Origin of the sequence: Rudaea sp., assembly GCF_047601565.1 — a bacterium.
Lineage (GTDB): Bacteria > Pseudomonadota > Gammaproteobacteria > Xanthomonadales > Rhodanobacteraceae > Rudaea.
The window spans coordinates 3,702,276-3,726,722 of record NZ_JASGIY010000001.1; the positions used below are offsets into that span (position 1 = coordinate 3,702,276).

A 24,447-nucleotide genomic window follows, 5' to 3' on the forward strand; every position below is an offset into this window, starting at 1 on the left:
TCGTCATCCCAGCGAAAGCTGGGATCCAGCCTTTTTCTTTTTCAAAGGGTTGCAAAAGCTGGATTCCAGCTTTCGCTGGAATGACGGGTTTTTTTCGAGGCTCCCTGGCATGCGAACTCATACGACCGCCGGCGGCGCCGCTCCGGGCGGTGCGGAGTAGTAACGCGCCCATTTCCGCTTCGCCCACAGGCGGAAGCGGTCGAGATACAGATACACGACCGGCGTCGTGTACAGCGTAAGCAACTGGCTGACGAGCAGGCCGCCGAAGATCGAGATGCCGAGCGGTCGGCGCATCTCGCTGCCCTCGCCGAAGCCGAGCGCGAGCGGCAGCGCGCCGAGCATCGCCGCGAGCGTGGTCATCATGATCGGACGGAAGCGCAGCAAGCAGGCGCGGAACACCGCCTCGCGCGCGTCGAGACCCTGGTTGCGCTCGGCATCGAGCGCGAAATCGATCATCATGATCGCGTTCTTCTTGACGATGCCGATCAGGAGGATCACGCCGATCAGCGCGATCACGCTGAACTCGGTGCCGCAGGCGAGCAGCGCGAGCAGCGCGCCGACGCCGGCCGACGGCAGCGTCGACAGGATCGTCAGCGGATGCACGTAGCTTTCGTAAAGCATGCCGAGCACGATGTAGACCGCGAGCAGCGCGGCGAGGATCAGGAACGGCTGGTTGTCGAGCGACTTCTGGAACGCGCTCGCCGTCCCCGCGAAGCCGCCGTGGATCGACACCGGCGCGCCGACGCGCGCCATCTCGCGGTTGATCGCGGCGGTCGCATCCGACAGGCTGAAGCCGTCGGCGAGGTTGAACGAGACCGTGGCCGCGACGAACTGGCCCTGGTGGTTGACCTCGAGCGGCGCCGAACCCGGCCCGTAGGTGGCGAACGCGCTCAGCGGCACCGTCTTGCCGCGCGTGCTGGCGACGTAGATGTCGCGCAGCGTGTCGGGGTTCTGCACGAACTGCTCCGCCACTTCCATGACCACGTGGTACTGGTTGAGCGCGTTGTAGATCGTCGACACCTGACGCTGGCCGAACGCGTTGTTGAGCGCGCTGTCGACCGCGCTCATCGTCACGCCGAGGCGCGCCATCGTCGTGCGGTCGAACTGCAACAGGGTCTCGAGGCCGCGATCCTGCTGGTCGCTGTCGACGTCGGCGAGTTCGGGCGCAAGCTTGAGCGCATCGGCGATCTTCGGCCCCCACTTGCGTAGGTCCTCGAGGCTGTCGCTCTGCAAGGTGTACTGGTAGGTCGAATTCGACTGGCGGCCGCCGATGCGGATGTCCTGCGCGGGCGCGAGGAACAGGCTCACGCCGGTGATCGCGGCGAGCCTGGGACGCAGGCGCCCGATCACCTCCATCACCGAGAGCCGGCGCTCGGCAAGCGGCTTGAGCGAGACGAACATGAAGCCGCCGTTGCTGTCGCCGCCGCCGGTGAAGCCCGCCAGCGACTGCACCGCGGGATCGGCCTTGACGATCTCCATCAGCTCTTTCATCTTCGCCGACGTGGCCTGGAACGACGAACTCTGGTCGGCGCGGAAGCCGCCGACCAGCATACCGATGTCCTGCTGCGGGAAGAAGCCCTTCGGGATCACGGTATACAAGTACACATTGAGCAGCACGGTCAGCAGCAGCGTCCACATCATCAGCAGCGGGCGCGACAATGCCCAGCGCAGCGTCGCCTCGTAACGCGCGAGCAGCCACGCGAACGCGCGTTCGCTCGCGCCGAACAGGCGCTCGCGCCAGCCCGGCCCCTCGTGCTTCGCCGGCGTGTGACGCAGGATCCAGGCGCACATCATTGGCGTCGTCGTCAACGAGATCGCGAGCGAGATCAGGATCGCCACCGACAGGGTCACCGAGAACTCGCGGAAGTAGCGGCCGACGATGCCGCCCATCAGCAGGATCGGCACGAACACGGCGATCAGCGACAGGCTCATCGACAGCACGGTGAAGCCGACCTCGCGCGCCCCGGTCAGCACGGCCTGCAGGCGCGGCATGCCCGCCTCCATGTGGCGCGAGATGTTCTCGAGCACGACCACGGCGTCGTCGACGACGAACCCGGTCGCGATCGTCAGCGCCATCAGCGAGAGGTTGTCGAGGCTGAAACCGGCCAAGTACATCGCCGCGAACGTGCCGACCAGCGACACCGGCACCGCGATCGCAGGCACCAGCGTCGCGCGCCACGAACGCAGGAACACGAACACGACGAGCACGACGAGCACGATCGCGAAGACGAGCGTGCGTTCGACGTCGTGCAGCGAGGCGCGGATCGTCGTCGTGCGTTCGAGCACCGTCGTGATGTCGATGTCGGCCGGGATCGAGGCGCGCAGTTGCGGCAGCATCGCGTTGACGCGGTCGACCGTGTCGAGGATGTTCGCGTTCGGCTGCTTGAGCACCTGGACCAGCACGGCCTGCAGGCCGTCTGCGAGGCCGAGGTTGCGCACGTTCTCGACCGACTCCGTGACTTCGGCGACGTCGGACAGGCGCACCGCCGCGCCGTCCTTCCAGGCGACGATGAGGCTGCGGTACTCCTTCGCCTCGCGCGCCTGATCGTTGGTGTAGATCTGCCAGTGCGTGTCGCCGAGTTCGACCGAACCCTTGGGCCGGTTCGCATTCGCATTGGCCAGCGCGTTGCGCACGGTGTCCATCGAGATCCCGTACTTGTTCAGCGCGTTGAGGTTGAGGTCGACGCGCACCGCCGGCAGCGAGCCGCCGCCGACATTGGCCTGGCCAACGCCCTGCACCTGCGAGATCTTCTGCGCCACGATCGTCGACGCTGCATCGTAGATCTGGCCGATGCCGCGCGTCTTCGAGGTCATCGCCAGCACCATGATCGGCTGGTCGGCCGGATTGACCTTGCGGTAGGTCGGATTGCTCGGCATGCCGCTCGGCAACTGCGCGCGCGCTGCGCTGATCGCCGCCTGCACCTCGCGCGCCGCACCTTCGATGTCGCGCGACAACTCGAACTGCAATACCACGCGCGTCGATCCGACCGAACTCGACGAGGTCATCTCGGTCACGCCGGCGATGCGTCCGAGCTGGCGCTCGAGCGGCGTCGCCACCGACGTCGCCATCGTCTCTGGACTCGCGCCGGGCAGCGAGGCCGATACCATGATCGTCGGAATGTCCACCTGTGGCAGCGGCGATACCGGCAGCAGCGCGAACGCGACCAAGCCGGCGAGCGCGACGCCGAACGTCAGCAGCGTCGTCGCGACCGGGCGCCTGATGAACGGTTCGGACAGGCTCGTGAGTTTCATGTCACCGGCCCGCCTGCCCGCTTCGCCCTTTGCTCGTCATTCCCGCGTAGGCGGGAATTCAGTTTCTGCTTTTGACTTTGTGTTGTTTCAAAAGCAAGAGCTTCCACTCGTCCTTCGGACGAGCGGGTCACTTTCTCTGCTCGTGCAGAGAAAGTGACCAAAGAGACACGCCCCAAAGCATTGCGCTTTTCGGGCATCCTGCCCGAAAAGTCCGCGTCAGCGGCCGGGTCCGGCTGACTGCACATCCCTGTGCAGACAGCCGAATCGGCGCGATCCCTCGCGCCGCCCCTGCGGGCTCTTCCGTCCGCTGCCGCCGCAATGCAATGGGGACCCGGAAGAGCAAGAGCGGCGCGCATCCTGCGCGCAGAAGCAACAGCGCAGGAGCAGGGCTGTTTTTGCTTGGGCTCTTGATCTCGGGCCCCCGTTAGCCGCGGCGAGGGCAGGACGGAAATGCCCGAAGGGTCGCGCGCACGATGCGCGCGAATTCGTTGTACGCACACGGACGTGCGTTCAACGAACCCCGGCCTGTCCTCGCGCACCCGCAGCGCGAAGCGCGGAGGGCGCGGCTTCCGGGGTGTGTTCTCTTTGGTCACTTTCTCTTGCACAAGCAAGAGAAAGTGACCCGCGCGCCGGACGCGCGCGGAAAACCGAACGGACGCGCCAACATCCAAATCAAGAGCAAAGTCACTGGATTCCTGCTTTAGCGGGAATAACGAGCAAAGAAGATAAGCGCGCGCGGTCATGCGTGCGCCTCCCCCTCGCCCGCCGCGCCGCCATGCGCTGCCTCGTCCGGCGGCGCAAGGCGCCGCCCGAGGCGCTGCTGCACGCGATCGAACGCGAGATAGATCACCGGCGTCGTGAACAAGGTCAGCACCTGCGAAACGATCAGGCCGCCGACGATGGTCACGCCGAGCGGATGGCGCAGCTCCGAGCCGACGCCCGTGCCGAGCATCAGCGGCAGCGCGCCGAACAGCGCCGCGAGCGTGGTCATCAGGATCGGGCGGAAGCGCAGCAGGCAGGCCTGGTAGATCGCCTCGCGCGGCGCCAGGCCCTGCTCGCGCTCGGCGTCGAGGGCGAAGTCGACCATCATGATCGCGTTCTTCTTGACGATGCCGATCAGCAGGATGATGCCGATGATGCCGACGATGCCGAGGTCGCTGCGCGCGAGCAGCAGCGCGAGCAGCGCGCCGATGCCGGCCGACGGCAGCGTCGACAGGATCGTGATCGGATGGATGAAGCTTTCGTAGAGCACGCCGAGCACGATGTACATCGTCACGACCGCGGCGAGGATCAGCAGCACCGTGTTGGTCAGCGAGGCTTGGAACGCCGCCGCCGCGCCTTGGAACTTGGTCTCGATGCTCGCCGGCATGCCGAGCTCCTGCTCGATCTGCCGGATGCGCTCGACCGCGGCGCCGAGCGAGGCGCCCGGCGCGAGGTTGAACGACACCGTGGCCGCCGGGAACTGGGCGAGATGGTTGATGACGAGCGGCGCGGCGCGCTCGCTGAGCCTGGCCACGGTCGTGATCGGCACCTGCCCGTTCGTGCTCGTGCTGGCCGTGGCCGTGCTGATCGTGCTGCCCGAGGTGGTCGCCGTGCTCGTGGTGGAGGTGGCGCTGGAACTCGACGTCGACAACGAACTGGAGGAGGTTTGCGAAACGTTGTTCGCACCCGACAACCCCGGGATGTACATCTTGTTGAGCGCGTCCGGACCGTTCTGGAATTCGGGCTTCGCTTCGAGCACGACGCGGTACTGGTTCGACTCGGTGAAGATCGTCGAGACCAGGCGCTGGCCGAACGCGTCGTAGAGGATGTTGTCGATCGCCGCCGGAGTGATGCCGAGGCGACCCGCGGTGTCGCGGTCGATGTCGAGATAGGCCTGCAGGCCCTGCGACTGCAGGTCGCTGGCGACGTCGGCGAGTTCGGGCTGCGCGCGCAGCTTCTCGACCAGTTTCGGCACCCAGGTATTGAGATCCCCGATGTCGGGCGAGGCGAGCGTGAACTGGTACTGGGTGCGGCTGACGCGATCCTCGATCGTCAGGTCCTGCACCGGCTGCAGGTAGAGCGAGATGCCGGCGAGTTGGGCCGCGTCGTCCTGCAGGCGGCGGATCACGGCTTCCGCGCCGTCGCGCTCGCCGTGCGGCTTGAGGTTGATCAGCAGGCGCCCGCTGTTGAGCGTCGTGTTGGTGCCGTCGACGCCGATGAACGAGGACAGCGATTCGACCGCGGGGTCCTTGAGGATCAGCGCCGCGAGCTGCTGCTGGCGCTCGGCCATCGCCGCGAACGAAACCGATTGCGGCGCCTCGGAAATGCCCTGGATCACGCCGGTGTCCTGCACCGGGAAGAAGCCCTTGGGCACGACGACGTAGAGGATCACCGTCAGCACGAGCGTGGCGACGGCGACGATCAGCGTCGCGCGCTGGCGGTCGAGCACCCAGTTGAGCCAGCGCCCGTAGACCTCGATCGTGCGATCGATCAACTCGTGCGACTTGCGCGCGAAACGCGACTCGTCCTCGGGCTTGTGGTGTTTCAGGATCTTCGCGCACAGCATCGGCACGAGGGTCAGCGAGACCACGGCCGAGATCAGGATCGTCACCGCGAGCGTGATCGCGAATTCGCGGAACAGCCGACCGACCACGTCGCCCATGAACAGCAGCGGGATCAGCACCGCGATCAGCGAGATCGTCAGCGACACGATCGTGAAGCCGATCTGGCCCGAGCCCTTGAGCGCGGCCTCGAACGGCGTGTCGCCTTCCTCGAGATAGCGCGCGATGTTCTCGATCATCACGATCGCGTCGTCGACGACGAAGCCGGTCGCGATCGTCAGCGCCATCATCGTCAGGTTGTTGAGGCTGAAGCCGGCGAGGTACATGACCGCGAACGTGCCGATCAGCGACAGCGGCACCGAGAAGCTCGGGATGATCGTCGCCGGCAGGTTGCGCAGGAACAGGAAAATCACGAGCACGACGAGCACGACCGAGAGCAGCAGCTCGAACTGCACGTCCTCGACCGAGGCGCGCACGGTCACGGTGCGGTCGGTCAGCACGGCCACGTCGACCGCGGCCGGCATCGACGCGGTCAGCGTCGGCAGCATCGCCTTCACCCGATCGACGACTTCGATCACGTTGGCGCCGGGCTGGCGCTGGATGTTCATGATGATCGCCGGCGTCGCGTCCTTCCACGCCGCGAGCTTGTCGTTCTCGGCGCCCTCGACCACGTCGGCGACGTCGCGCAGGTAGACCGGCGCGCCGCTCTTGTAGGCGATGACGATGTTGGCGTACTCGGCCACGGACTTGATCTGGTCGTTGCCATCGATCGTGTACGAGCGCGTCGGCCCGTCGAACGAACCTTTCGGCCCGTTGACGTTGGCGCCGGTGATCGCGGTGCGCAGGTCCTCCAGGCTCATGCCTAACGATGCAAGCGAAGCCGGATTCGCCTGGATGCGCACCGCAGGGCGCTGGCCGCCCGACAGGGTGACGAGGCCGACGCCGTCGATCTGCGAGATCTTCTGCGCCAGGCGCGTATCGGCCAGGTCCTGCACCTGGGTCAGCGGCAGCGACTTCGACATCAGCGCGATCGTCAGCACCGCGGTGTCGGCCGGATTGACCTTGCTGTACACCGGCGGCTGCGGCAGGTCGCTCGGCAGCAGGTTGCCCGAGGCGTTGATCGCCGCCTGCACCTGCTGCTCGGCGATGTCGAGGCTCAGGTCCAGGCTGAACTGCAAGGTCACGACCGAGGCGCCCGCCGAACTCGTCGACGACATCTGGTTGAGTCCGGGCATCTGGCCGATCTGGCGCTCGAGCGGCGCGGTGACCATCGAGGTCATCACTTCGGCGCTCGCGCCGGGATAGAGCGTCGTGATCTGGATCGTCGGGTAGTCGACTTCCGGCAGCGCGGACAGAGGCAGGTAGCGGTAGGCGAGGATGCCGACGAGCAGGATCGCCGCCATCAGCAGCGTGGTGGCGACGGGGCGCAGGATGAAGGGGCGCGACGGATTCATCTCACGCCTCGCTTTGTCCCCTCTCCCCCAACGGCTCTATCGTTGGGGGAGAGGGTTAGGGTGAGGGGGGCTTTTGATCTTGCTCTTGATTCTTCTTGACCGCGTCCATTCGCCTTTCCGCGCGCGTCCAGCGCGCGGGGCACTTTTTCTTCTCCAGCGAAGAAAAAGTAACCCAAAAGACGCCGCCCCGGACGCCGCGCCGCAGCTTCGCTGCGGTACGCGAGGTCATGCCGGGGTTCGTTGATTGAACGTCCCTGTCCAAGCAACGAACTCGCGCGCATCGTGCGCGCGACCTTGCAGGCCTTTTCGTCATGCCCTCGCCGCGTCGAACGGGGGCCCGAAATCAAAGGCAGAATCAAAAGCCGAGGCAAGAGCGTTTGCGCTCGGTCGTTCATTGCTTCTTCTCTTCCGCCGGCTTTGCCTCCGCAGGTTTGGCATCAGCCGGCTTCGTGTCGTCCGGCTTGTTCTGCGCCGTGCCGTCGGCATTGGCGTTGCGGCGATGCTGGCCCTGCCCTGTCCCGCTCCACTGGCGCTTCTGCGCGTCGGGACTCGGCGCCGGCGCCGCGGCGTGCGCCGGTGCGCCGGCGTCGCCGGACGCGTTGGTCGCGGGCAGCTCGACGACGCTGCCTTCGCGCAGCTTGTCGATGCCGTCGGTGACGACGATCTCGCCGGGCTTGACCCCGTCGGTGATCGCGACGCGCTCGCCTTCGGTCGGGCCGGTCGTCACCGGGCGCTGCGCGACGGTCTTGTCGGCCGGGTTGACCACGTAGACGAACAGGCCGTTGGACGCGTGCTGCAGCGCCGAGGTCGGGATCACCGTGGCGCCGCGCAGCGTGTCGAGCAGCACGCGCACGTTGACGAACTGGTTGGCGAACAGGCTTTCGTCGTCGTTGGCGAACTCGGCCTTGACCTTGACCGTGCCGGTGTTCGTGTCGATCTGGTTGTCGAGGCTCGCGAGCACGCCGTCGGCGAGCTTGTTCTTCAGGCCGCGGTCCCAGGCGTCGACGGGCAGCTTGTTGCCGGCGTGCAGCTGCTTGACCACGGCGGGCAGGCTGTCCTCGGTGATCGTGAACAGCACGTTGACCGGCTTCAACTGCGTGATCGTGACGATCGCCGTGCCGTTCGACACGTTGTTGCCCGGATCGACCGCGCGCAGGCCGACGCGGCCGCCGATCGGCGCGGTGATCTTCGTGTAGACGAGATTGACCTTGGCCGCCGCGACCGCGCCCTGGTCGGCGCTCAGCGTGCCCTCGTACTGGTGCACGAGCGACTTCTGCGAATCGAGCTGCTGGCGCGCGATCGAATCCTGCTCGAACAGGGTCTGGTAGCGCGCGAGGTCGGTCTTCGCGTTCGCCAGCGTCGCCTGGTCGCGCGCGAGCGCGCCCTGCGCCTGCTCGAGCGCGGCCTGGTAGGGGCGCGGATCGATCTCGGCGAGCAGGTCGCCCTGCTTGACCATCTGCCCTTCGTCGAACTTGACGCTGAGCAGCTGGCCCGCGACCTGCGCGCCGACCGCGACGGTGCGCAGCGGCGTGACCGAGCCGAGCCCGCTCAGGGTGATCTTGATGTCGCCGACGACCGCGGTCGCCGTGCCCACCGGCATCGGCGCCGGCTGGAACCCGCCTGCCCCCGTCGGACGCGCGCCCGACGCGCCAGTGCGGCCGCCACGCGCGCCGCCGCGCATTTGCATCATCTGCGCCATCTGCGCGTACTGCGTGCGCATCGCCAGGAAATAGCCGGCCGCGGCGACCGCGACGACGACGCCGAGCACGATCAGATAAGGCAGCCATTTGCGCCGGGGACGTTTGTTCGGAGTGATCGGTTTCATCGAAGAGTCTGGGCCGGATCGAAAGTTTTGGCTATGGACAGCAAAACGGCCGCCACGTTACCGCGCGGCGCATGAATGCGCCATCGCTGTCCGGACAAAAGCCTGTAAACGTATGTAACCGGTTGCGGCCGCATTTGCCGAGTCCGGCCTCGAAACGTGGGATTGCACTACAAATTTGATGGGTATCGCAGTGCCGATCGTCACTCCCCGGCGAAAGGATCGCCGGAACCGGTTTCCACGGCTGCCGCCGCGGATGCGGCAAAATACGCATCCGCACCGCCATCCGACCATGCACAGTCCGATTTCGATCCGAGCGCCCGCACCGTACAGCCCGCGCACCCTCGCCGTAACGCTGGCATGGCTGCGCGTCTGCGCCGTGGTCGGCCAGCTCGCCACCGTGCTCGCCGTCGCGCGTCTGCTGAGGCTGCCCATCGCGGAAGGGCCCCTGCTCGCCGGCATCGCCGCGCTGGGCGCGTTCGACGTTTTCGTATGGTGGCGGCTGCGCCAACCCTGGCCGGTCGGCGAAACCGAAGTCGTCGCCCATCTCGCCGTCGATACGTGCGTGCTCGGCTATCTCCTATACCTCACCGGCGGCGCGACCAACCCGTTCGTCTCACTCTACATCGTGCCGATCGCGCTCGCGGCGATGACGTTGTCGCCGCGCCATCTCGCGGCCGCCGTGCTGATCGCCTGCTTCGCCTATCTCGCCGTGCTGTTCCGCCACGAACCGCTGCCCGACATCGCCAACCACGCCATATACGGCACGCAAGCCGAGGCGGCGCGCGATTTCAACCTGCACGTGTTCGGCATGGCGGTGAATTTCGCGATCAGCGCCGTGCTGCTCGGCTTCTTCATCTGGCGCCTCGCGCGCGACCTGCGCGAACGCGCGGCGGCCGCGCAGCGCGAGCGCGAGCGCGCGCTGCGCGACGAGGGCATCCTCGCGATCGCGACCCAGGCCGCAGGCGCGGCGCACGAACTCAACACGCCGCTGTCGACGATCCGCACGCTGGTCGGCGAACTGCGCCGCGAACATCCGGCCGGCACGCCGCTGGCCGAGGATCTCGCCCTGCTCGCAGGCCAGGCCGAACGCTGCCGCGACATCCTGCGCGAACTCGTCCAGGTCGGCAGCGCGCAATTGAACGAACAGGCGCAGGAACAGACCCTCGCCGACTTCGTCGCCGACTGCGCCGCGCGCTTGCGCCTGCTGCGGCCCGCAACCGATCTCGAAATCACGCTGGCGCCGCCCGCGCAGGCGACGCCGCTGCGCATCGTGCCCGCGCTGCGCCACGCCATCCTCAACCTGCTCAACAACGCCGCCGACGCCTCGGCCCAGGCCGGCAGCGCAAAAGTGGAATTTTTCGCAAAATATACCGAATCCGGCATCGCCGTCGAAGTGCGCGACTACGGCCACGGCCTGCCGCAGGCCGTACGCCAGGCCGCGGGCATGCGCTTCGTCAGCGGCAAGCGCGACGGCCTCGGTCTCGGCCTGGCGCTGACCAACGCGACGATCGAACGCTTCCACGGCAACCTGCGCGCCGACCCGGCTCCCGGCGGCGGCACGATAACGCGCTTGAGTCTGCCGCTGGCGGCGCTGCGCGCGGCAGCGCGCTAAAATCGTACGGGCCGCCTTCGCGATCCCGCCATGACCTCCGATCCGACCGACACCAAACGCGTACTGCTCGTCGACGACGACGAAGTATTCACGCGCGTGCTCGCGCGCGCGCTGGCCGCGCGCGGATTCGAAGCCGCCGTCGCCCACGACGCCGCGCAGGCGCGCACGCTGCTGCGCACGCAGCCGTTCCAGTTCGCGGTGCTCGACCTCAAGCTCGGCGCCGACAACGGCCTCGCGCTGATTCCCGAATTGAAGGCGCTGCACCCGGAACTGCCCATCCTGCTGCTGACCGGCTACGCTTCGATCGCAACCGCGGTCGAGGCGATCAAGCGCGGCGCCGACGACTACCTGGCCAAGCCGGTCGATGCCGACGCCATCGTCGCCGCGCTGCTGGCGACGCCGCGATCCGGCGAGGCGCACGGCGCGGGCGCGGCCGAAGTCGCGCTGCCGCACGCGCCGCCGCCGCTGAAGCGGCTGGAATGGGAGCACATCCACCGCGTGCTCGCCGAATGCGACGGCAACGTCTCGGAAACCGCGCGCCGCCTCGGACTGCACCGGCGCACGCTGCAACGCAAGCTGGCCAAGCATCCGGTGCGCGAATCGCGTTGAAGGGTCGTACTCAAGCGCGCGCGCGCTGCGGCTGCGTTCCCGCCTGGCGCACGAGCAATGCGCGCATGGACCGCGCGTCGAGCGCGTCGGCGTAGTAGAACCGCCCCTGGACGAGGCGGCAGCCGAGCGCCACGAGCACCTGTGCGGTGCGCGCGTCCTCCACTCCTTCGGCGACGAGGTCGATGTCGAGCGTATGCCCGAGCGCGAGGATGCTCGCGACGATGCGCCGCGCCTTCTCGTCGTCCGGCAGATCGGAGACGAAGACGCGATCGAGCTTGATGCGGTCCACCGGCAACTGGCGCAGGTAGGCGATCGAGGAATAGCCCGTGCCGAAGTCGTCGAGCGCGATGCGCACGCCGGCGGCGCGCAGCGCGCCGAGTTGGGCGAGCAGCCCGCTTTCGGCGCGGATCAGCACGCCCTCGGTGATCTCCACGCACAGGTTGCGCCCGGCGATGCCGCAGCTCGCGAGTTCGCCCAGCATCTGCTCGGCCCAGAGCGGATGCTGCATGTCGCTGGCGGAGACGTTGACCGAGATGGTGAACCCCGGCAGGCGCGCGAGCGGCCAGTCGGCGGCGGCGCGCAACGTCGCCGCGAACATGTCGTGGTCGAGTTCGCCGATGAGGCCGTGCCGCTCCGCCCAGTCGATGACGTCGCTCGTGGCCATGTCCGCCGGCGCGCCGTGCCAGCGCAACAGCGCCTCGATGCCGCGGATCTCGCCGCTGCGCACGTCGACGATGGGCTGGAATCGCGGCTCGAACGCGCGCGCATCCCACGCCGCCGCGATCGCCGCGTCGGCCGCCGTCGCGGCGCGCGTGCGCCGCGCGGCCTCGCGGCGGTGCCCCTCGATGTAGCCCGAGTAGTGGCGCTCGAGTTCGGCCACCTGCCGCTCGTTGCTCGCGAGCAGCGCGAGGAACAGGCCGACCAGCGCGCACAGGAGTTGCGGCAGGGTCTGCCCGAACCACCACAACGGCGCGCTCAGGTACGGCAGCGCGGCCTTCGCCGTGGTCACGCGAAGGCGCCAGACTTCGGCGCCGATCCGCAGGTCGAACCGCTGCGCCAGCGCCGGATCGGCGTCGTGCAGCACGCCGGGCTGCGGCTCCATCTGCGCGACCACCTCGCCGCCGGCATCGTCGAGCGCCAACCCGTGCCCCTCGGCCAGCAGGCGCTGGCCCATCGGCTGGCTGCAGAGCAGCGTCTGCACCTCGAGCGCCGCGACCACGGCGCCCGGCGGGCGCAGCGTGGCCAGATACAGGAACAGCGCCGGCACGCGTGCACCGTCGGAACCTGCGAGGATCGCGCGCCCGGATGACGCGGTCAGGCCGCTCCCCTGCGCGGCGCGCAGCGCCTCGCGGCCGCGCGGTTCGGCGGCGAGGTCCAGACCCAAAAGCGGCATGCGTTCGGCGGGCGCGATGCGCAGCAACGGCCAGTACTCCGCGCGCCGCGCCGCCGGCACGAAATCGCCCGCGGCATCGAGCTCGGTCAACGTCGCCGGACGCAGCGACTGTTCCGCCAACGTGGCCTCGGCCGCGGCACGTTCGCGCTCGGCGATGCGCGCGGCCCAGCCGATGCCGAGCAACAACGGCGTGCGCTCGAGCAGTTCGTCGGCGAACTGGACGAAACGGTCGGGCGTCACCTCGCCGGTCGCGCGGTAGTAGGCGCGCAACGCGCTCAGTTTCTGCCCGGCGAGGTCCAGGCTCGCCTGCATCTCGCCGCGGTGCGCATTGGCGAGCTGGGCGAAACGCTGCTGCTCGCGCGCCGCCTGTTGCGCGCCGATGTAGGCCGCCAGCGCCCAGGCCGGAATGGCGACGAGCGCAAGCACGATCCACGGATTGCGCAGCCGCTCCCGCGCCAGGTGGGCCGCATCGACGCGCAGCTCGCGCAACACGATGAGCGGCATCGCCATCCAGATCCCCAGCGTGCCCGCCACCCACATGACGCTCGCGAACGCGAGGCTCTCCGCATGCAGCGGCAGCGCGATCCAGCCCAACGCCAAACCGAGCATCGCCGCTCTCAGCAGGCAGGCCACGGGCCCGGCCAGCACGAACATCCACAGCCATCCGGACACGGACAGCGAGCCCTCGCGCAACGCCGGCATGCGCGAGCGCAGAACGTGCGCCGACAGCCACGACTGGATCACGCCGGCGAAGCAGATCGTCACCAGCGTGGCGGCGGAGGCGAAAGCGGATTCGCCCGCGTCCCCGCCCTGCGGCAGGCTGAACCATTGCCAGTCGGACAGCAGATTGTGGGCCAGCGAGCCGAGCGCGACGCCGAGCAGGGCCGGCCAGCCCCAGTAGTAGACGAACGCGAGGGCGACGCCGCTGATCGGCCAAAGCAAGGCATAGGGATTCGCTGGAGTGGCCAGCACGATGACCGCGCGCGCCGCGAGGTCCAAAGCCAATGCAGTGACCAGGGCCTTCGCCACAGCCGACCACTTGCCGCTTCGCCAATCCACCCGCCGCCCCAGATTGAAAAACCGCCGCCGCGTCGCGGCTCGCAGGCGGGCCACCCCAAACCGTAGCCGTCACTGCGCCGGACGCGTCCCGCTTCCGCAAATCAACCGACGAATCGGCGTCCGAGGCTACTGGATTCCGTGAAGCAATTCCAGACGGCGATTCGCCAACGAATCGTTCACCGCGCCCATGTTATCGCCCTTTCGTAAACGAGCGTCGTCATTCCGGCAGGGTCGAAGCCCGCGACAGCGGGCTGAGGGGATTTCAGTGCCACGGATGGCAACGTACGAACAAGCACCGATGATCTCGCCGGCCGCTCTACCGTGAGACCCTTCTGTGCAACGCGAACAGCGAAACGCCCGCCATCGACAGCAACAACATGCACAACCCCCACGGCGACAATGCCGGTGCGGTTACGGAGTATGGGTCGGACGTGTTCAACGTCGCCTCCAAGAAGCGGATCGGCAGCGGCGAGCCTTCGTTCCAGACTATATGATAGGTACTGCCCTCAAGGTATCCGAGGTTGGCCACCTGCTGATATACCTGTGGATCTCTTGGTATGGAGCAAAGCCCACCTTTGTATACCGATACGATAAGTATTTCGTTGCCAGAAACCGCTATCGATGATGGTGGATCGAACTCTACACTGGCACCTTGCCCATTACAGCCAAAACCTCGAGTCAACCCTGTAACTATTGCCTCGATCTCGCCCTGCGCATTGAGCCGAAACGTCAGCGTTTCATCGAAGGCGAATACCGCAGTCGGCAGACCGGTTGCCAGCAACAAGGCGCACGCAGCAAGAACCTTTCTCAAGGTGAACATCGGATTCTCTCCCGCGCCGCGATTCAATTGCTCACCGTGCCCAGGCTGATCCAGTTCGCGCCGTTCCAGACCTGCACATCGAACGCCGTGATGCCGAACAGGGTGAACCGCGTCGTATCGGTCGGTTCGACCGGGTTCGCGTAGTTGTCCTGCAATGTGTAGACGCTGACCTGGCTGAACCAGTGCGTGGTATTGAAGTCGATGCGCGCCCAGTCGGGAAACACGTCCGCGGTGGCGTCGTTCCAGCCGCCGCCGCGGGCCCAGTTCAGGCCCTTGCGATCGCCGTCGATGATCGCCGCCACCGGATAGTTGGCGTTGTAGACGCTCGATGCGCTGGCCGTGGCGCCGTTGGCCGCGGCGGCCCAGTTGCGGCCGTCGCGCGCCTCGACTTCGACGATGCGGCTGTACGCGCCGGCGGTCGCCTGGCCCGCATTGCAGACGATGCGGATCGCGCTGGTCGACACCGGCGCGAAACCCACCTTGCGCTTGACCAGGTTGTTGCCGGTGACGGAGGCCACGGTGGCCCAGGCCGATCCATTCCAGACCTGCACGTCGAACGCGGTCAGGCCGTAGGCGCTGAACGTCAGCGTATCGTCGGGCTCGGCCGGATTGGGGAAATTGTCCTGCAGGGTGTACACGGTCACGGTATCGATGACGTGCGAAGCGGCGAAACTCACCTGCAGCCAGTCGGGAAACACCCCGGCGTTCGCATCGTTCCAGCCGCCGCCGTGGGACCAGTTCGCGCCGAGGCGGTCGCCGTCGATCGCCGCGGCCGCCGGGTAGTTGGCGCTGTAGGTGCTCGAGGCGCTGGCCGTGGCGTCATTCGCCGCCGCGGCCCAGTTGCGGTCGTCGCGTACCTCGACCTCGGTCAGGCGACAGTAACTGTTGAGCGCATCGTTGCAGACCACGCGCGCCGCGGTGGCCCATTGCGGCGCGAACGCCAGCGTGCGCTTGACGTAGTGCGGTTGTGCGACCGGTACCGGCTTCGTGCCGGTATTGACATAGACGTAGCCGAGCCAGCCGTCGGGTTCGGAACTGTCCGTGTAGCCCGTCATCGAGGCGGCAAGCGTTTCGGGAAAGATCGCGTTGTCGTCGAGAGTGGGGTTGTAGCGGCTCAGCAGCTTCACCGTGCCGGGCGGCTGCGGGCTGGTCTTGGGGAAGACATAGCCTTCGATGCCGTCAAGCGCGTAGCCGATGCTCTTGAACGCATCGAGCGCAACGGCGCTGGTGGTATACGCCACGTCGATGTGCTGCTGGTTCGAGGCGTTGCAGACCGACGTCGGCGGCACGGGCGTGTCGTCGCCGCATTTCCACGACAGGCGATACAGCGGCAGCAGCGGGTCGGTCGGGTTGACCGGATTCTGCGGCGTGGTGAACACCCAAGCCTCGGCCTTGGGCAATATCGTCGGGGAAAACTGCGACAGGCCGGGGAACCCCCCATAGGTGGCGATGGTGGTGCCCTGCGAGCCATAACGGATCGTGGATGCGGCGCCGCTGCCCCTCGGCTCCAGCGTGCCCATTGCCGCGGCGCTGCCCATCTGCGGCACGGTGGTGTAGAAGCGGTCGCGGCGGTTGGTGCTGTAGAACGCGAACAGCGGCGTCAGCCGGTCCGCATTGGTCTGCAGCGTCTTGGCGACGGCGAGGTTCGCGTCGGGCATGCCGCTGCCGATCACCGGATCGTTCTGATTGGGGTCGGCGTGGTAATGGTCGCTGCTCGCACGGAGGATGTCCTTGATCTGCCCGGCGTTGAGCAGCGGATTGACCGAGCGCAGGATGCCGGCCAGCGCGGTGACGTGCGGTGCGGCCATCGAGGTACCGGTGCAACTGCCGTAGCCGTCCGAGGCCTCGTTTGAAGTACGCGGCGGCCCGGATTCGTCAGTCGGATAGATATCGGAACACTTTATCCAGGATTCCGAGCTCCATTCGACGGCCAACGGAAAGGTCGAAACGATGCGCTTTGCCGGCGCGGTGACGGCATATTTTCCGCCATAGTTGGTACCGTCGTCCAGGGAGACCGAATAAGCATGAGGGATGGGCGTGTAAGCCCAAGGCAGCCAGCCGTAGGAATTGGCCGGCTCATATTGCGCACCAGCCACCGCAAGTACGGAATCGACGCGGGCGGGGAAAGCGGGACCAGTCTGGGCAAAATTCCCCGCTGCTGCAAGAGGAAGCGAATCGTAGTTCGCAGCCAATGTCAGCCCGTCGCAGAAAGCCTGCACACCCACTGAATACACTGGATGGGTATTTATTGCTACAGGGCAATCCCATCTGTCGTATCCGTCTCCTAAATCGTCGTCCCATTCAAAACTCATGTTGAACGCTTGCACTCCACGTTCGGCGAATTTGTGAACTCCACTCGCGTCGTCGCCTAAATCCCCATCTCTCCGGATCATCGCAAGACTGCAATCTGGGCACGCGCCGGCCACGCCCGAACCATTGGTCGTCGCCGCCAATATGCCGCTGACATGCGTACCGTGCGCAGCGAAGCTGAAACCGGGAATCGTTTCGCTACCGGGTGGAATGGGCACGTCGTAATTCGAAAACTGCGGCCGATAATTCGCGCGCAAGTCGGCATGCTTGGCCAGCGGCCATTTCTGCTTGCTCGTATCCCAGCGCACGGGATCTGGAATTTCCTCGACGCCGCTGTCGAGCGTGCCGATGTAGCCGTGCCCGCGCGTGGTGCGCCAGGCCAACGGGAATTTCATCGCCTGCAGGCCCCACTGGTACTGCGCCTCATTGGTGGGTGTAGTATGGCCTTGATAGTTGTAGTTCGGGTTGAGGGAGTCGAACGCATAATAAGCATCGCCCGGCTCGTAACTTTGCCGCGCCGAAAACCGGCCGACGGAATTCAGGCCGACCACGCCGTTGCCCAATTGCCTGCTCAGCGTATCGAACGCCTTCAAGGCCTCGTCGATCGAGGCATAGCGCAGCACGGCGTAGCGCAGCAGGCGCACGGTAGGGATCGTCGTACTTGAACAACTCGCGCGTCGCCTCGTCGGCGCGGTCGTTGTCGACGACGTAGCGTGCGTCGATCGGGTTGGCGAAATTGGCAATGACGGACTTGTCGCCGTTTTCGATGCCGAGCACGATCGCGTCCTCGGCGTGGATTTCGCCCGGTTTCGACTCGGCCAGCGCCGGCACCAGCGCACGCAAGGCCGCGTTGTCGTCGTCGGCCAGCAGGATCAGTTCGTTGCTGCGGCCTTCCTTGTCGGTGAGAAGCTCGCCTACGCCCGCCGCGCGGCGCGGCCTGCGCGCATAGGTTTCCAGCGACTTGGCGTAGGCCGCCAAGTCCTCGTCCGAGGGCGCAGTGCGGGCGAACACGCCACTGTGGTACGGATTGGGAATGGGATCGTCTTCCGCCGCGAACGCCCCGTCGCACGACAACAGCACGAGAGCAGTGGCCAGTATCCAACCGGGATTGCGGGAGCGGGACATTTTCACGGGGTGATCCTTCGCCGGTGGGTGAAATCGCCCGTCGAGCGCCGATGCCGCAACGCCGACAGAATTTCAGGCGAAACTAACAGAGGATGTGCTAGGCCCGCAAGCCATATCGATGGCGCGATGCAACACTCATTCGCCCGCGTAGATCGCCACGTGCGCCTTGCCGTCGCGGCCGATCCAGCCGCGGAACATGCCGTCGGTGTTGAACGGCATGGCGATGTTGCCGTCCTTGTCGAGCGCGATCACGCCGCCGTCGCCGCCGAGTTCGGGAATGACGCCGAGGACGACGTCGCCGGCCGCCTTGCTCACGGCATCGCCGCGGTATTCGACGCGCGCGCAGATGTCGCGCGCGACGGTGGCGCGGAGGTAGAACTCACCCCACCCCGTCGCCGACACGGCGCAGCGCGCATCGGCGTAGGTGCCCGCGCCGATGATCGGCGAGTCGCCGACGCGGCCGAAGCGCTTGTTGGTCATGCCGCCGGTCGAGGTGCCCGCGGCGAGATTGCCGCGCGCGTCGAGCGCGACCGCGCCGACCGTGCCGTGGTGCGGCGTCTTGCCGGGCTCGGCGGTGTTCGTCTTTTCTTCTTCCAATGCCCGCTGCAACGCCTGCCAGCGTTCCTCGGTGTAGAAGTATTCCGGATCGACCAGTGGCATGCCGATCGATTGCGCGAACTGTTCCGCGCCGTCGTCGATCAGCATGACGTGTTCGGATTTCTCCATCACCGCGCGCGCCAGTTCGATCGGATTGCGGATGCGGTGCACATTGGCGACCGCGCCGGCACGCAACGTCGCGCCGTCCATGATCGAGGCGTCGAGTTCGTTCCTGCCGTCGTGGTTGAACACCGCGCCGCGGCCGGCGTTGAAGTTCGGATCGTCCTCGAGTGCCACGATCGCCTTTTCCACCGCGTCGAGGCTGCTGCCACCCGCCTGCAACACGGCGTAGCCGGCCTGCAACGCGCGTTCGAGCCCGGCGCGCGCCGCCTTTTCCTTCTCCGGCCTCATTTCCTTTTTCACCACGCCGGCGCCACCGTGGATGACGAGAACGGGCGCGGCGGCGTGATTCATCGAAACGACTCCAGGAAACAGAACGACGGCATGGCGCAGTCCGGAAAGAAACATCAGTATATGCGACGAAGCCGACCCGGAATTCCGAAATGACGAACTATCTCGCCCCGCTTGCGCTGCTGCTCGCCTCGAACGTGTTCATGACGTTCGCCTGGTACGGCCACCTGAAGTTCACCGACCAGCCGCTGTGGATCGTGGTGCTCGCGAGCTGGGGCATCGCCTTTTTCGAATACTGCCTGCAGGTGCCGGGCAACCGCATCGGCTATCGCGTCTACAACCCGGCGCAGTTGAAGACGATCCAGGAGATCATCACGCTGGTCGTCTTCGTCGCCTTCTCGACGATGTACCTGGGTGCGACGATCAAGTGGAACCACATGGTCGGATTCGCGCTGATCGTCGCGGCGGCGTTCTTCATCTTCCTCGAATAGCCCCATCGCTTTTTTTGCTCGTCATTCCGGCATGGATTGCCGACTGCGATTGCAGGAGCAATCGCGAACGGCGAAGCCGGGCCGAAGGCCGAGCAACAGGATGTTGCGAGTCAATCCAGACTGCACGGATGCCATTGAACGAATGTCGTTGCAGTCTGCCATCGCGTCCCTTCGCCTTTCCGCGCGCATCCCGCGCGCGGGTCACTTTCTCTTGCTTGTGCAAGAGAAAGTGACCAAAGAGAACACACCCCGGATGCCGCGCCGCCTGCGGCGGTGCGCGAGGTCAGGACGGGGTTCGTTGAACGCACATCCGTGTGCGCACAACGAACTCGCGCGCATCGTGCGCGCGATCCTTACGGACATTTCCGTCCTGCCCTCGCCGCGGCAAACGGGCACCGGAAGATCAAAAGCCGCGCGCCCATTCTTTATCCCTTCCCCCCCTGGAGAAGGTGCCCGAAGGGCGGATGAGGGAGGAGCCTCGCACGAATGCGGGCCGATCCAACTTGAACCGCCCCGGGTTTGTCGGAGGCTCCCACTCTTGAGAGGATGGAGCAATGACAAACACGAAGTATTCTGCGGAAGTGAGAGAGCGAGCGGTGCGGATGGTGCGCGAGCACCAAGCCGAATACGGCTCGGAATGGGCGACGATCGCCTCGGTGGCCGGCAAGCTGGGCTGCACGTCGGAGACGTTGCGGCGCTGGGTGCGGCAGGCGCAGGTCGATGAAGGCCGGCGCGAGGGGTTGAGTACGTCCGAGCGTGATCGGCTCAAGGCGCAGGAGCGAGAGATTCGCGAACTGCGCCAAGCGAACGAGATCTTGCGCAAGGCGTCGGCGTATTTTGCCCAGGCGGAGCTCGACCGCCGGTTCAAGCCATGATCGCGTTCATCGACGATCACCGAGCCATCCATGGAGTCGAGCCGATCTGCCGCGTGCTGCCGATCGCTCCGTCGACGTACCGCCGCCACGCGCGGGAACGTCGCCATCCGGATCGACGTTCGGCGCGGGCGCGTCGTGACGACGACCTGTGTCAGGCGATCCGGCGCGTCTACGCCGAGAACCTGCAGGTGTACGGCGCGCGCAAGGTATGGCGGCAATTACTGCGTGAGGGCGTGCGCGTGGCGCGCTGCACGGTCGAGCGGCTGATGCGCAGGCTGGGCCTGCAAGGCGTGATCCGCGGCAAGCCGGTGAAGACCACAGTCAGCGACAAGGCCACGCCGTGCCCGCTGGATCGCGTCAACCGGCAGTTCCACGCCGACCGTCCGAACGCGCTGTGGGTCAGCGACTTCACCTACGTGTCGACGTGGGCGGGCTTCGTCTACGTGGCCTTCGTGATCGACGTGTTCGCGCGCCGCATCGTCGGCTGGAAGGTGTCGCGATCGGCGCGCACGGACTTCGTGCTCGACGCGCTGGAGCAGGCGCTGCACGATCGACGACCGGTGCAGCAAGCCCTGATCCACCACTCCGACCGCGGCGTGCAGTACGTGTCGATCCGCTACACCGAGCGGCTGGCGCTGGCCGGCATCGAACCGTCGGTCGGCCGCGTGGGCGACTCCTACGACAACGCGCTGGCCGAGACGATCAACGGGCTGTACAAGGCCGAGGTCATCCACCGCCGATCCTGGCCGAACCTGGAAGCCGTGGAAATGGCGACGCTGGCGTGGGTGAACTGGTTCAACCACCACCGCCTACTCTCCTCGATCGGACACCGACCGCCGGCGGAAGCCGAAGCGATATATCATCAGCAACAGCAACACCGTGAGATGCCGATGGCGGCTTGACTCACACCAACCAGCCTCCGACGTTCCCGGGGCGGTTCACTTGATGGCGCGCTGGATAGATCGCACGTGTCGAGCTTGCGGTCGGTCATAGCCGTCGTGAATTCAATAAAGCAATCCGTTCGCGATCGACATTGAGCACCTGAGCCTTCGTCGCTATCCCAGCGCGGACCTTCGGGTTGTATAGAGATGAGCCCGCAAGACCTCGAGCCTGTAACCCTCCGTCTATCCGGTTTATCCCTTTGGCCACGCTGGTCACGGCTCTCGTGTAAGCGTTTATGAACAGATCGTCGCGGTAAGCAAACACCCGATTTGACCACCTGTCAACCATATTCGAAATCCCCTTCGGGGCACCTTCTCCCGGTGGGAGAAGGGAAGAAAAAGCGCGCAGGAGCGCGCTGCTGTTGATCTTCCGGGGTCCCCATCGCATTGCGGCGGCAGCGGACGACAAGGCCCCGCAGGGGTGCGCGCGAGGATCGCGCGCATTCCGTTGTGGCACACGGATGTGCCATCAACGGAACCCGGCCGCTGGCGCGGACCCGCAGCGCAGAATGCGCGAAGGGCGCAATGCGCCGGGGTGTGTTTCTTTTGGTGACTTTTCTTTGCACGTGCAAAGAAAAGTCACCCGCTCGCCGAAGGCGAGTGGAAGCTTTGGCTTTTGAAAAGGCAAAGAGCAAAAGCAAGAGCTGGATTCCCGCTTTCGCGGGAATGACGAGCAGAGGCGATCCCCGCCTGCGCCGGAACGATGAACGAGTTGCATCGGGATGGCAACGTCAGAGCATGCTGCGGATCGCGCCAGCGAGACCGAGCGCAACGAGCACGACGACCGGCAGGGCGCTCAGCAGGTAGCCGAGCGTGCGCGAACGCGGATCGCGCACGTAGCCGACGAGATACAGCACGCGACCGACGAGATAGACGAGGCCGATCGGCGCGATCCACATCGCCGGCCAGTAGTGCGCGGCGATCCAGAACGCGGGCAGGAACATGATCAGCGTTTCCAGCGTGTTCTGCTGCACGCGGAACCAGCGTTCGAAGTGCTCGTTGCCGGTCGTCGCCGGCGCGCGCACCTGGTAGCGCACGCGCGCGCGGCCGACGAGCACGACCATGCCGAGGAATTCGAGCACGGCGAGCAGGGTGACGAGGTCGATCCAGGGCATGACGCTTTTCCTCGCAGGAACGGCCGCCGCGGTCGCAATGCGACTTTGGCCGGCATGCAGGCGAACATTCTGCAATGCGCCGGAACCTGCGGCAAGGCTCTTCGCTCGAACGAATCAATCGTCCTCGTGCCGCTTCGGCACCTCGACCTTGCCGACGACGCCGCTGTGGTGGATGTCGCCGCTGCCTGCCGAACGCACGATGAGATTGCCGCCGACCGTCTTCGCGCTGACGTCGCCCGAGCCGATCGTGCCGATGGCGACATCGCCGCCGACCTTCTCGGCACTGAAATCGCCCGAGCCGATCGACTCCGCGCGCACGCTGCCGCGTACGTCGGAGAACGACAGGTCGCCCGAACCGACGTGGCCGATCGCGACGTCGCCCTGCACGTCCTCGACGCGCAGATCGCCCGAGCCCGCGCTGACGACCTTGAAGCCGCCGACGTGGCTGGCGACGACGTCGCCCGAGCCGATCGTGACGGCGACCGCACCCACGGCGCGATCGAGATTGAGGTCGCCCGAGCCCGCATGGTAGTCGAGCGAGGCGAGGTTGGCCGCGTGCGTGTCGCCCGAGCCGCTGTCCACTTCGATCGCGAGATTCGCCGGCACGCGCACGACGAAATCGAGGTAGGCGTACTGCTTGCCGAACAGGCCGTCGTGCGAGGGGCGCGGCGCGGGCTTCACCACCGCCTTGCCGCCCTCGCGGCTCTGTTGGATTTGCAGCTCGTCGAGCCACGCCTGTTCGGACGCGCAGGCCTTCGCGCGCACTTCGATGCGCGTCGCCGCGGCGTCGCCGCGCACGTCGAGGTCGCTTGCGCCGAGTTCCATGCGCAGCGCCTGCACGCCAGCCGGGTCGATGTCGAGATGGCGCTCGGCAGTGAACCGGCATTCGCCGGCCAGCGCGAACGGGGAGGAAAGCAGCAGAAGTGAAACCAGAATCGGGCGCATCGGTGTTCTCCGGATGGATTGCCGACGCTTGGATGCGACGGACAGCGAAAGGGTTTATTGAGGTTTTCGTAAACGAGTGACGATTGAATTTTTCGTCATTCCGGCAGGGACTGCCGGAATGACGTCACTTGTTTACGAAAGTCTCGATAAGCGGGGCGAAACGGCTTCCACGGCAGTGCGGTCGCAGGTTACAGCAACCCCGCCTTGTCCTCGGCCTTGGCGCGATTCCAGTACGCATCCTGCTCGGCGAGCGACTTGCCGTCGAGTTGCGTGTTTTCCGCCGCCGCCAGCGCCTCCATGCGGCGGAAGCGGCGCTCGAACTTCGCGTTCGCCGCGCGCAGCGCCTGCGAATAATCGATCTTGGTCAGCCGCGCCAGATTGACCGCGACGAACAGCACGTCGCCGACCTCGTCCACGAGCCGCGCGCGGTTGTCGGCCAGCGCCGCGGCATCGTCGGCCGCGATTCGAGCGGCGGCCGCGAGTTCGCTGCGCACCTCGCCGATTTCCTCTTCCAGCTTGTCGAGCACGGGGCCGGGATCGGTCCAGTCGAAGCCGATCGTCGCGGCGCGTTTCTGCAACTTGTGCGCGCGCTGCCATTCGGGCAGTCCGCGCGCGATGCCGGCGAGAACGCTCGTATCCGCTTCGCCCTTGCCCGCGCGCTCGCGACGCTTCAGTTCTTCCCACGCGGCGGTCTGCGCATCGGCGTCCTCGACGCCGAGCAGCTTGCCGTCCGCGTCGGGAAACACATGCGGATGGCGGCGCACCATCTTCGCGCAGATCGCCTCGACCACGTCGGCGAACGCGAAGTGTCCCGCTTCCTCGGCCATGCGCGCATGGAACACGACTTGCAGCAGCAGGTCGCCGAGTTCGTCGCTTAGGTCGGCGTAGTCCTTGCGGTCGATCGCATCGGCCACTTCGTAGGCTTCCTCGATCGTGTATGGCGCGATCGTGGCGAAGTTCTGCTTCACGTCCCACGGGCAGCCGCGCTCGGGGTCGCGCAGCGTAGCCATGATGCGCAGCAGGTCGTCGATCGTGTTCGCCATTTCTTTTCTCTGTGCTTTTGCTCGTCA

General features: G+C 66.3%; 16 protein-coding genes and 1 other annotated feature. Of the genes, 4 read left to right on the plus strand and 12 right to left on the minus strand.

Going from position 1 to position 24,447, the window contains the following annotated elements; translation table 11 throughout:
- Positions 1 to 117 precede the first annotated feature (117 nt).
- The 4 genes from QM741_RS16455 to QM741_RS16470 all read right to left on the minus strand — a co-directional run bounded on the left by QM741_RS16455 (position 118) and on the right by QM741_RS16470 (position 9,074).
- Positions 118 to 3,252 (minus strand): multidrug efflux RND transporter permease subunit, encoded by a 3,135-nt coding sequence (locus QM741_RS16455; protein ID WP_415208718.1) that lies wholly within the window; start codon positions 3,250 to 3,252, stop codon positions 118 to 120.
- A gap of 739 nt (positions 3,253 to 3,991) precedes the next feature.
- Entirely contained in the window at positions 3,992 to 7,249 is a 3,258-nt protein-coding gene (locus QM741_RS16460; protein ID WP_415208719.1) for an efflux RND transporter permease subunit, read from the minus strand.
- A gap of 55 nt (positions 7,250 to 7,304) precedes the next feature.
- Complete coding sequence (locus QM741_RS16465) at positions 7,305 to 7,478, minus strand: hypothetical protein (protein WP_415208720.1); 174 nt, start codon at positions 7,476 to 7,478, stop codon at positions 7,305 to 7,307.
- Between the two features lie 162 nt (positions 7,479 to 7,640).
- Positions 7,641 to 9,074, minus strand: coding sequence for an MdtA/MuxA family multidrug efflux RND transporter periplasmic adaptor subunit (locus tag QM741_RS16470; RefSeq protein ID WP_415208721.1), 1,434 nt, complete (start codon positions 9,072 to 9,074; stop codon positions 7,641 to 7,643).
- Positions 9,075 to 9,363: 289 nt separating this feature from the next.
- Here QM741_RS16470 and QM741_RS16475 point away from each other — a divergent pair, with 289 nt between their 5' ends.
- Together QM741_RS16475 and QM741_RS16480 are read left to right on the plus strand one after the other, a co-directional pair.
- Complete coding sequence (locus tag QM741_RS16475) at positions 9,364 to 10,686, plus strand: ATP-binding protein (protein WP_415208722.1); 1,323 nt, start codon at positions 9,364 to 9,366, stop codon at positions 10,684 to 10,686.
- Positions 10,687 to 10,716: 30 nt separating this feature from the next.
- Entirely contained in the window at positions 10,717 to 11,295 is a 579-nt protein-coding gene (locus tag QM741_RS16480; protein WP_415208723.1) for a response regulator transcription factor, read from the plus strand.
- 10 nt (positions 11,296 to 11,305) lie between these two features.
- Here QM741_RS16480 and QM741_RS16485 read toward each other — a convergent pair whose 3' ends face one another.
- The 5 genes from QM741_RS16485 to QM741_RS16505 form a co-directional block, all read right to left on the minus strand.
- Positions 11,306 to 13,747: an EAL domain-containing protein gene (locus tag QM741_RS16485; protein ID WP_415208724.1), complete on the minus strand. Its 2,442-nt coding sequence runs from the start codon at positions 13,745 to 13,747 to the stop codon at positions 11,306 to 11,308.
- 316 nt (positions 13,748 to 14,063) lie between these two features.
- Positions 14,064 to 14,567, minus strand: a complete 504-nt coding sequence (locus QM741_RS16490; protein ID WP_415208725.1) for a hypothetical protein — start codon at positions 14,565 to 14,567, stop codon at positions 14,064 to 14,066.
- A 23-nt stretch (positions 14,568 to 14,590) separates the two neighbouring features.
- Positions 14,591 to 17,272, minus strand: coding sequence for a S8 family serine peptidase (locus tag QM741_RS16495; RefSeq protein ID WP_415209152.1), 2,682 nt, complete (start codon positions 17,270 to 17,272; stop codon positions 14,591 to 14,593).
- A gap of 28 nt (positions 17,273 to 17,300) precedes the next feature.
- Positions 17,301 to 18,002, minus strand: coding sequence for a hypothetical protein (locus QM741_RS16500; RefSeq protein ID WP_415208726.1), 702 nt, complete (start codon positions 18,000 to 18,002; stop codon positions 17,301 to 17,303).
- A 135-nt stretch (positions 18,003 to 18,137) separates the two neighbouring features.
- Positions 18,138 to 19,073 carry an isoaspartyl peptidase/L-asparaginase family protein gene (locus QM741_RS16505; protein ID WP_415208727.1) on the minus strand — a complete coding sequence of 312 codons (936 nt, stop codon included), beginning with the start codon at positions 19,071 to 19,073 and terminating at the stop codon, positions 18,138 to 18,140.
- An 89-nt stretch (positions 19,074 to 19,162) separates the two neighbouring features.
- On the opposite strand from QM741_RS16505, the gene QM741_RS16510 reads away from it, so the two are divergent.
- Both QM741_RS16510 and QM741_RS16515 read left to right on the plus strand, forming a co-directional pair.
- Positions 19,163 to 19,501 carry a DMT family protein gene (locus QM741_RS16510; RefSeq protein WP_415208728.1) on the plus strand — a complete coding sequence of 113 codons (339 nt, stop codon included), beginning with the start codon at positions 19,163 to 19,165 and terminating at the stop codon, positions 19,499 to 19,501.
- A 554-nt stretch (positions 19,502 to 20,055) separates the two neighbouring features.
- Positions 20,056 to 21,278, plus strand: a protein-coding gene (locus QM741_RS16515) for an IS3 family transposase (RefSeq protein WP_415206723.1) whose coding sequence is annotated in 2 segments (ribosomal slippage) — positions 20,056 to 20,338 and positions 20,338 to 21,278 — 1,224 coding nt in all. Because the reading frame shifts where the segments join, the coding sequence is not laid out codon by codon here.
- Positions 20,331 to 20,447 (plus strand) — a sequence feature (AL1L pseudoknot). It overlaps the preceding gene by 117 nt.
- Positions 21,279 to 22,048: 770 nt before the next feature.
- Here QM741_RS16515 and QM741_RS16520 read toward each other — a convergent pair.
- From QM741_RS16520 to mazG, 3 genes are all read right to left on the minus strand, one after another.
- Entirely contained in the window at positions 22,049 to 22,432 is a 384-nt protein-coding gene (locus tag QM741_RS16520; protein WP_415208729.1) for an MAPEG family protein, read from the minus strand.
- Between the two features lie 114 nt (positions 22,433 to 22,546).
- Positions 22,547 to 23,377, minus strand: coding sequence for a hypothetical protein (locus QM741_RS16525; RefSeq protein WP_415208730.1), 831 nt, complete (start codon positions 23,375 to 23,377; stop codon positions 22,547 to 22,549).
- Positions 23,378 to 23,565: 188 nt separating this feature from the next.
- On the minus strand, positions 23,566 to 24,420 hold the full coding sequence (gene mazG / locus QM741_RS16530) for a nucleoside triphosphate pyrophosphohydrolase (protein WP_415208731.1): 855 nt from the start codon (positions 24,418 to 24,420) through the stop codon (positions 23,566 to 23,568).
- Between the last annotated feature and the right edge of the window lie 27 nt (positions 24,421 to 24,447).

What these genes read in the sequence shown, in the direction of transcription:
- QM741_RS16460 (WP_415208719.1), bottom strand. Translation starts at nt 7,249, where the DNA reads ATGAATCCGTCGCGCCCCTTCATCCTGCGCCCCGTCGCCACCACGCTG.
- QM741_RS16505 (WP_415208727.1), bottom strand. Translation starts at nt 19,073, where the DNA reads ATGAATCACGCCGCCGCGCCCGTTCTCGTCATCCACGGTGGCGCCGGC.
- QM741_RS16465 (WP_415208720.1), bottom strand. Translation starts at nt 7,478, where the DNA reads ATGACCTCGCGTACCGCAGCGAAGCTGCGGCGCGGCGTCCGGGGCGGC.
- QM741_RS16470 (WP_415208721.1), bottom strand. Translation starts at nt 9,074, where the DNA reads ATGAAACCGATCACTCCGAACAAACGTCCCCGGCGCAAATGGCTGCCT.
- mazG (WP_415208731.1), bottom strand. Translation starts at nt 24,420, where the DNA reads ATGGCGAACACGATCGACGACCTGCTGCGCATCATGGCTACGCTGCGC.
- QM741_RS16475 (WP_415208722.1), top strand. Translation starts at nt 9,364, where the DNA reads ATGCACAGTCCGATTTCGATCCGAGCGCCCGCACCGTACAGCCCGCGC.
- QM741_RS16490 (WP_415208725.1), bottom strand. Translation starts at nt 14,567, where the DNA reads ATGTTCACCTTGAGAAAGGTTCTTGCTGCGTGCGCCTTGTTGCTGGCA.
- QM741_RS16495 (WP_415209152.1), bottom strand. Translation starts at nt 17,272, where the DNA reads ATGAAATTCCCGTTGGCCTGGCGCACCACGCGCGGGCACGGCTACATC.
- QM741_RS16520 (WP_415208729.1), bottom strand. Translation starts at nt 22,432, where the DNA reads ATGCCCTGGATCGACCTCGTCACCCTGCTCGCCGTGCTCGAATTCCTC.
- QM741_RS16455 (WP_415208718.1), bottom strand. Translation starts at nt 3,252, where the DNA reads ATGAAACTCACGAGCCTGTCCGAACCGTTCATCAGGCGCCCGGTCGCG.
- QM741_RS16500 (WP_415208726.1), bottom strand. Translation starts at nt 18,002, where the DNA reads ATGTCCCGCTCCCGCAATCCCGGTTGGATACTGGCCACTGCTCTCGTG.
- QM741_RS16480 (WP_415208723.1), top strand. Translation starts at nt 10,717, where the DNA reads ATGACCTCCGATCCGACCGACACCAAACGCGTACTGCTCGTCGACGAC.
- QM741_RS16525 (WP_415208730.1), bottom strand. Translation starts at nt 23,377, where the DNA reads ATGCGCCCGATTCTGGTTTCACTTCTGCTGCTTTCCTCCCCGTTCGCG.
- QM741_RS16510 (WP_415208728.1), top strand. Translation starts at nt 19,163, where the DNA reads ATGACGAACTATCTCGCCCCGCTTGCGCTGCTGCTCGCCTCGAACGTG.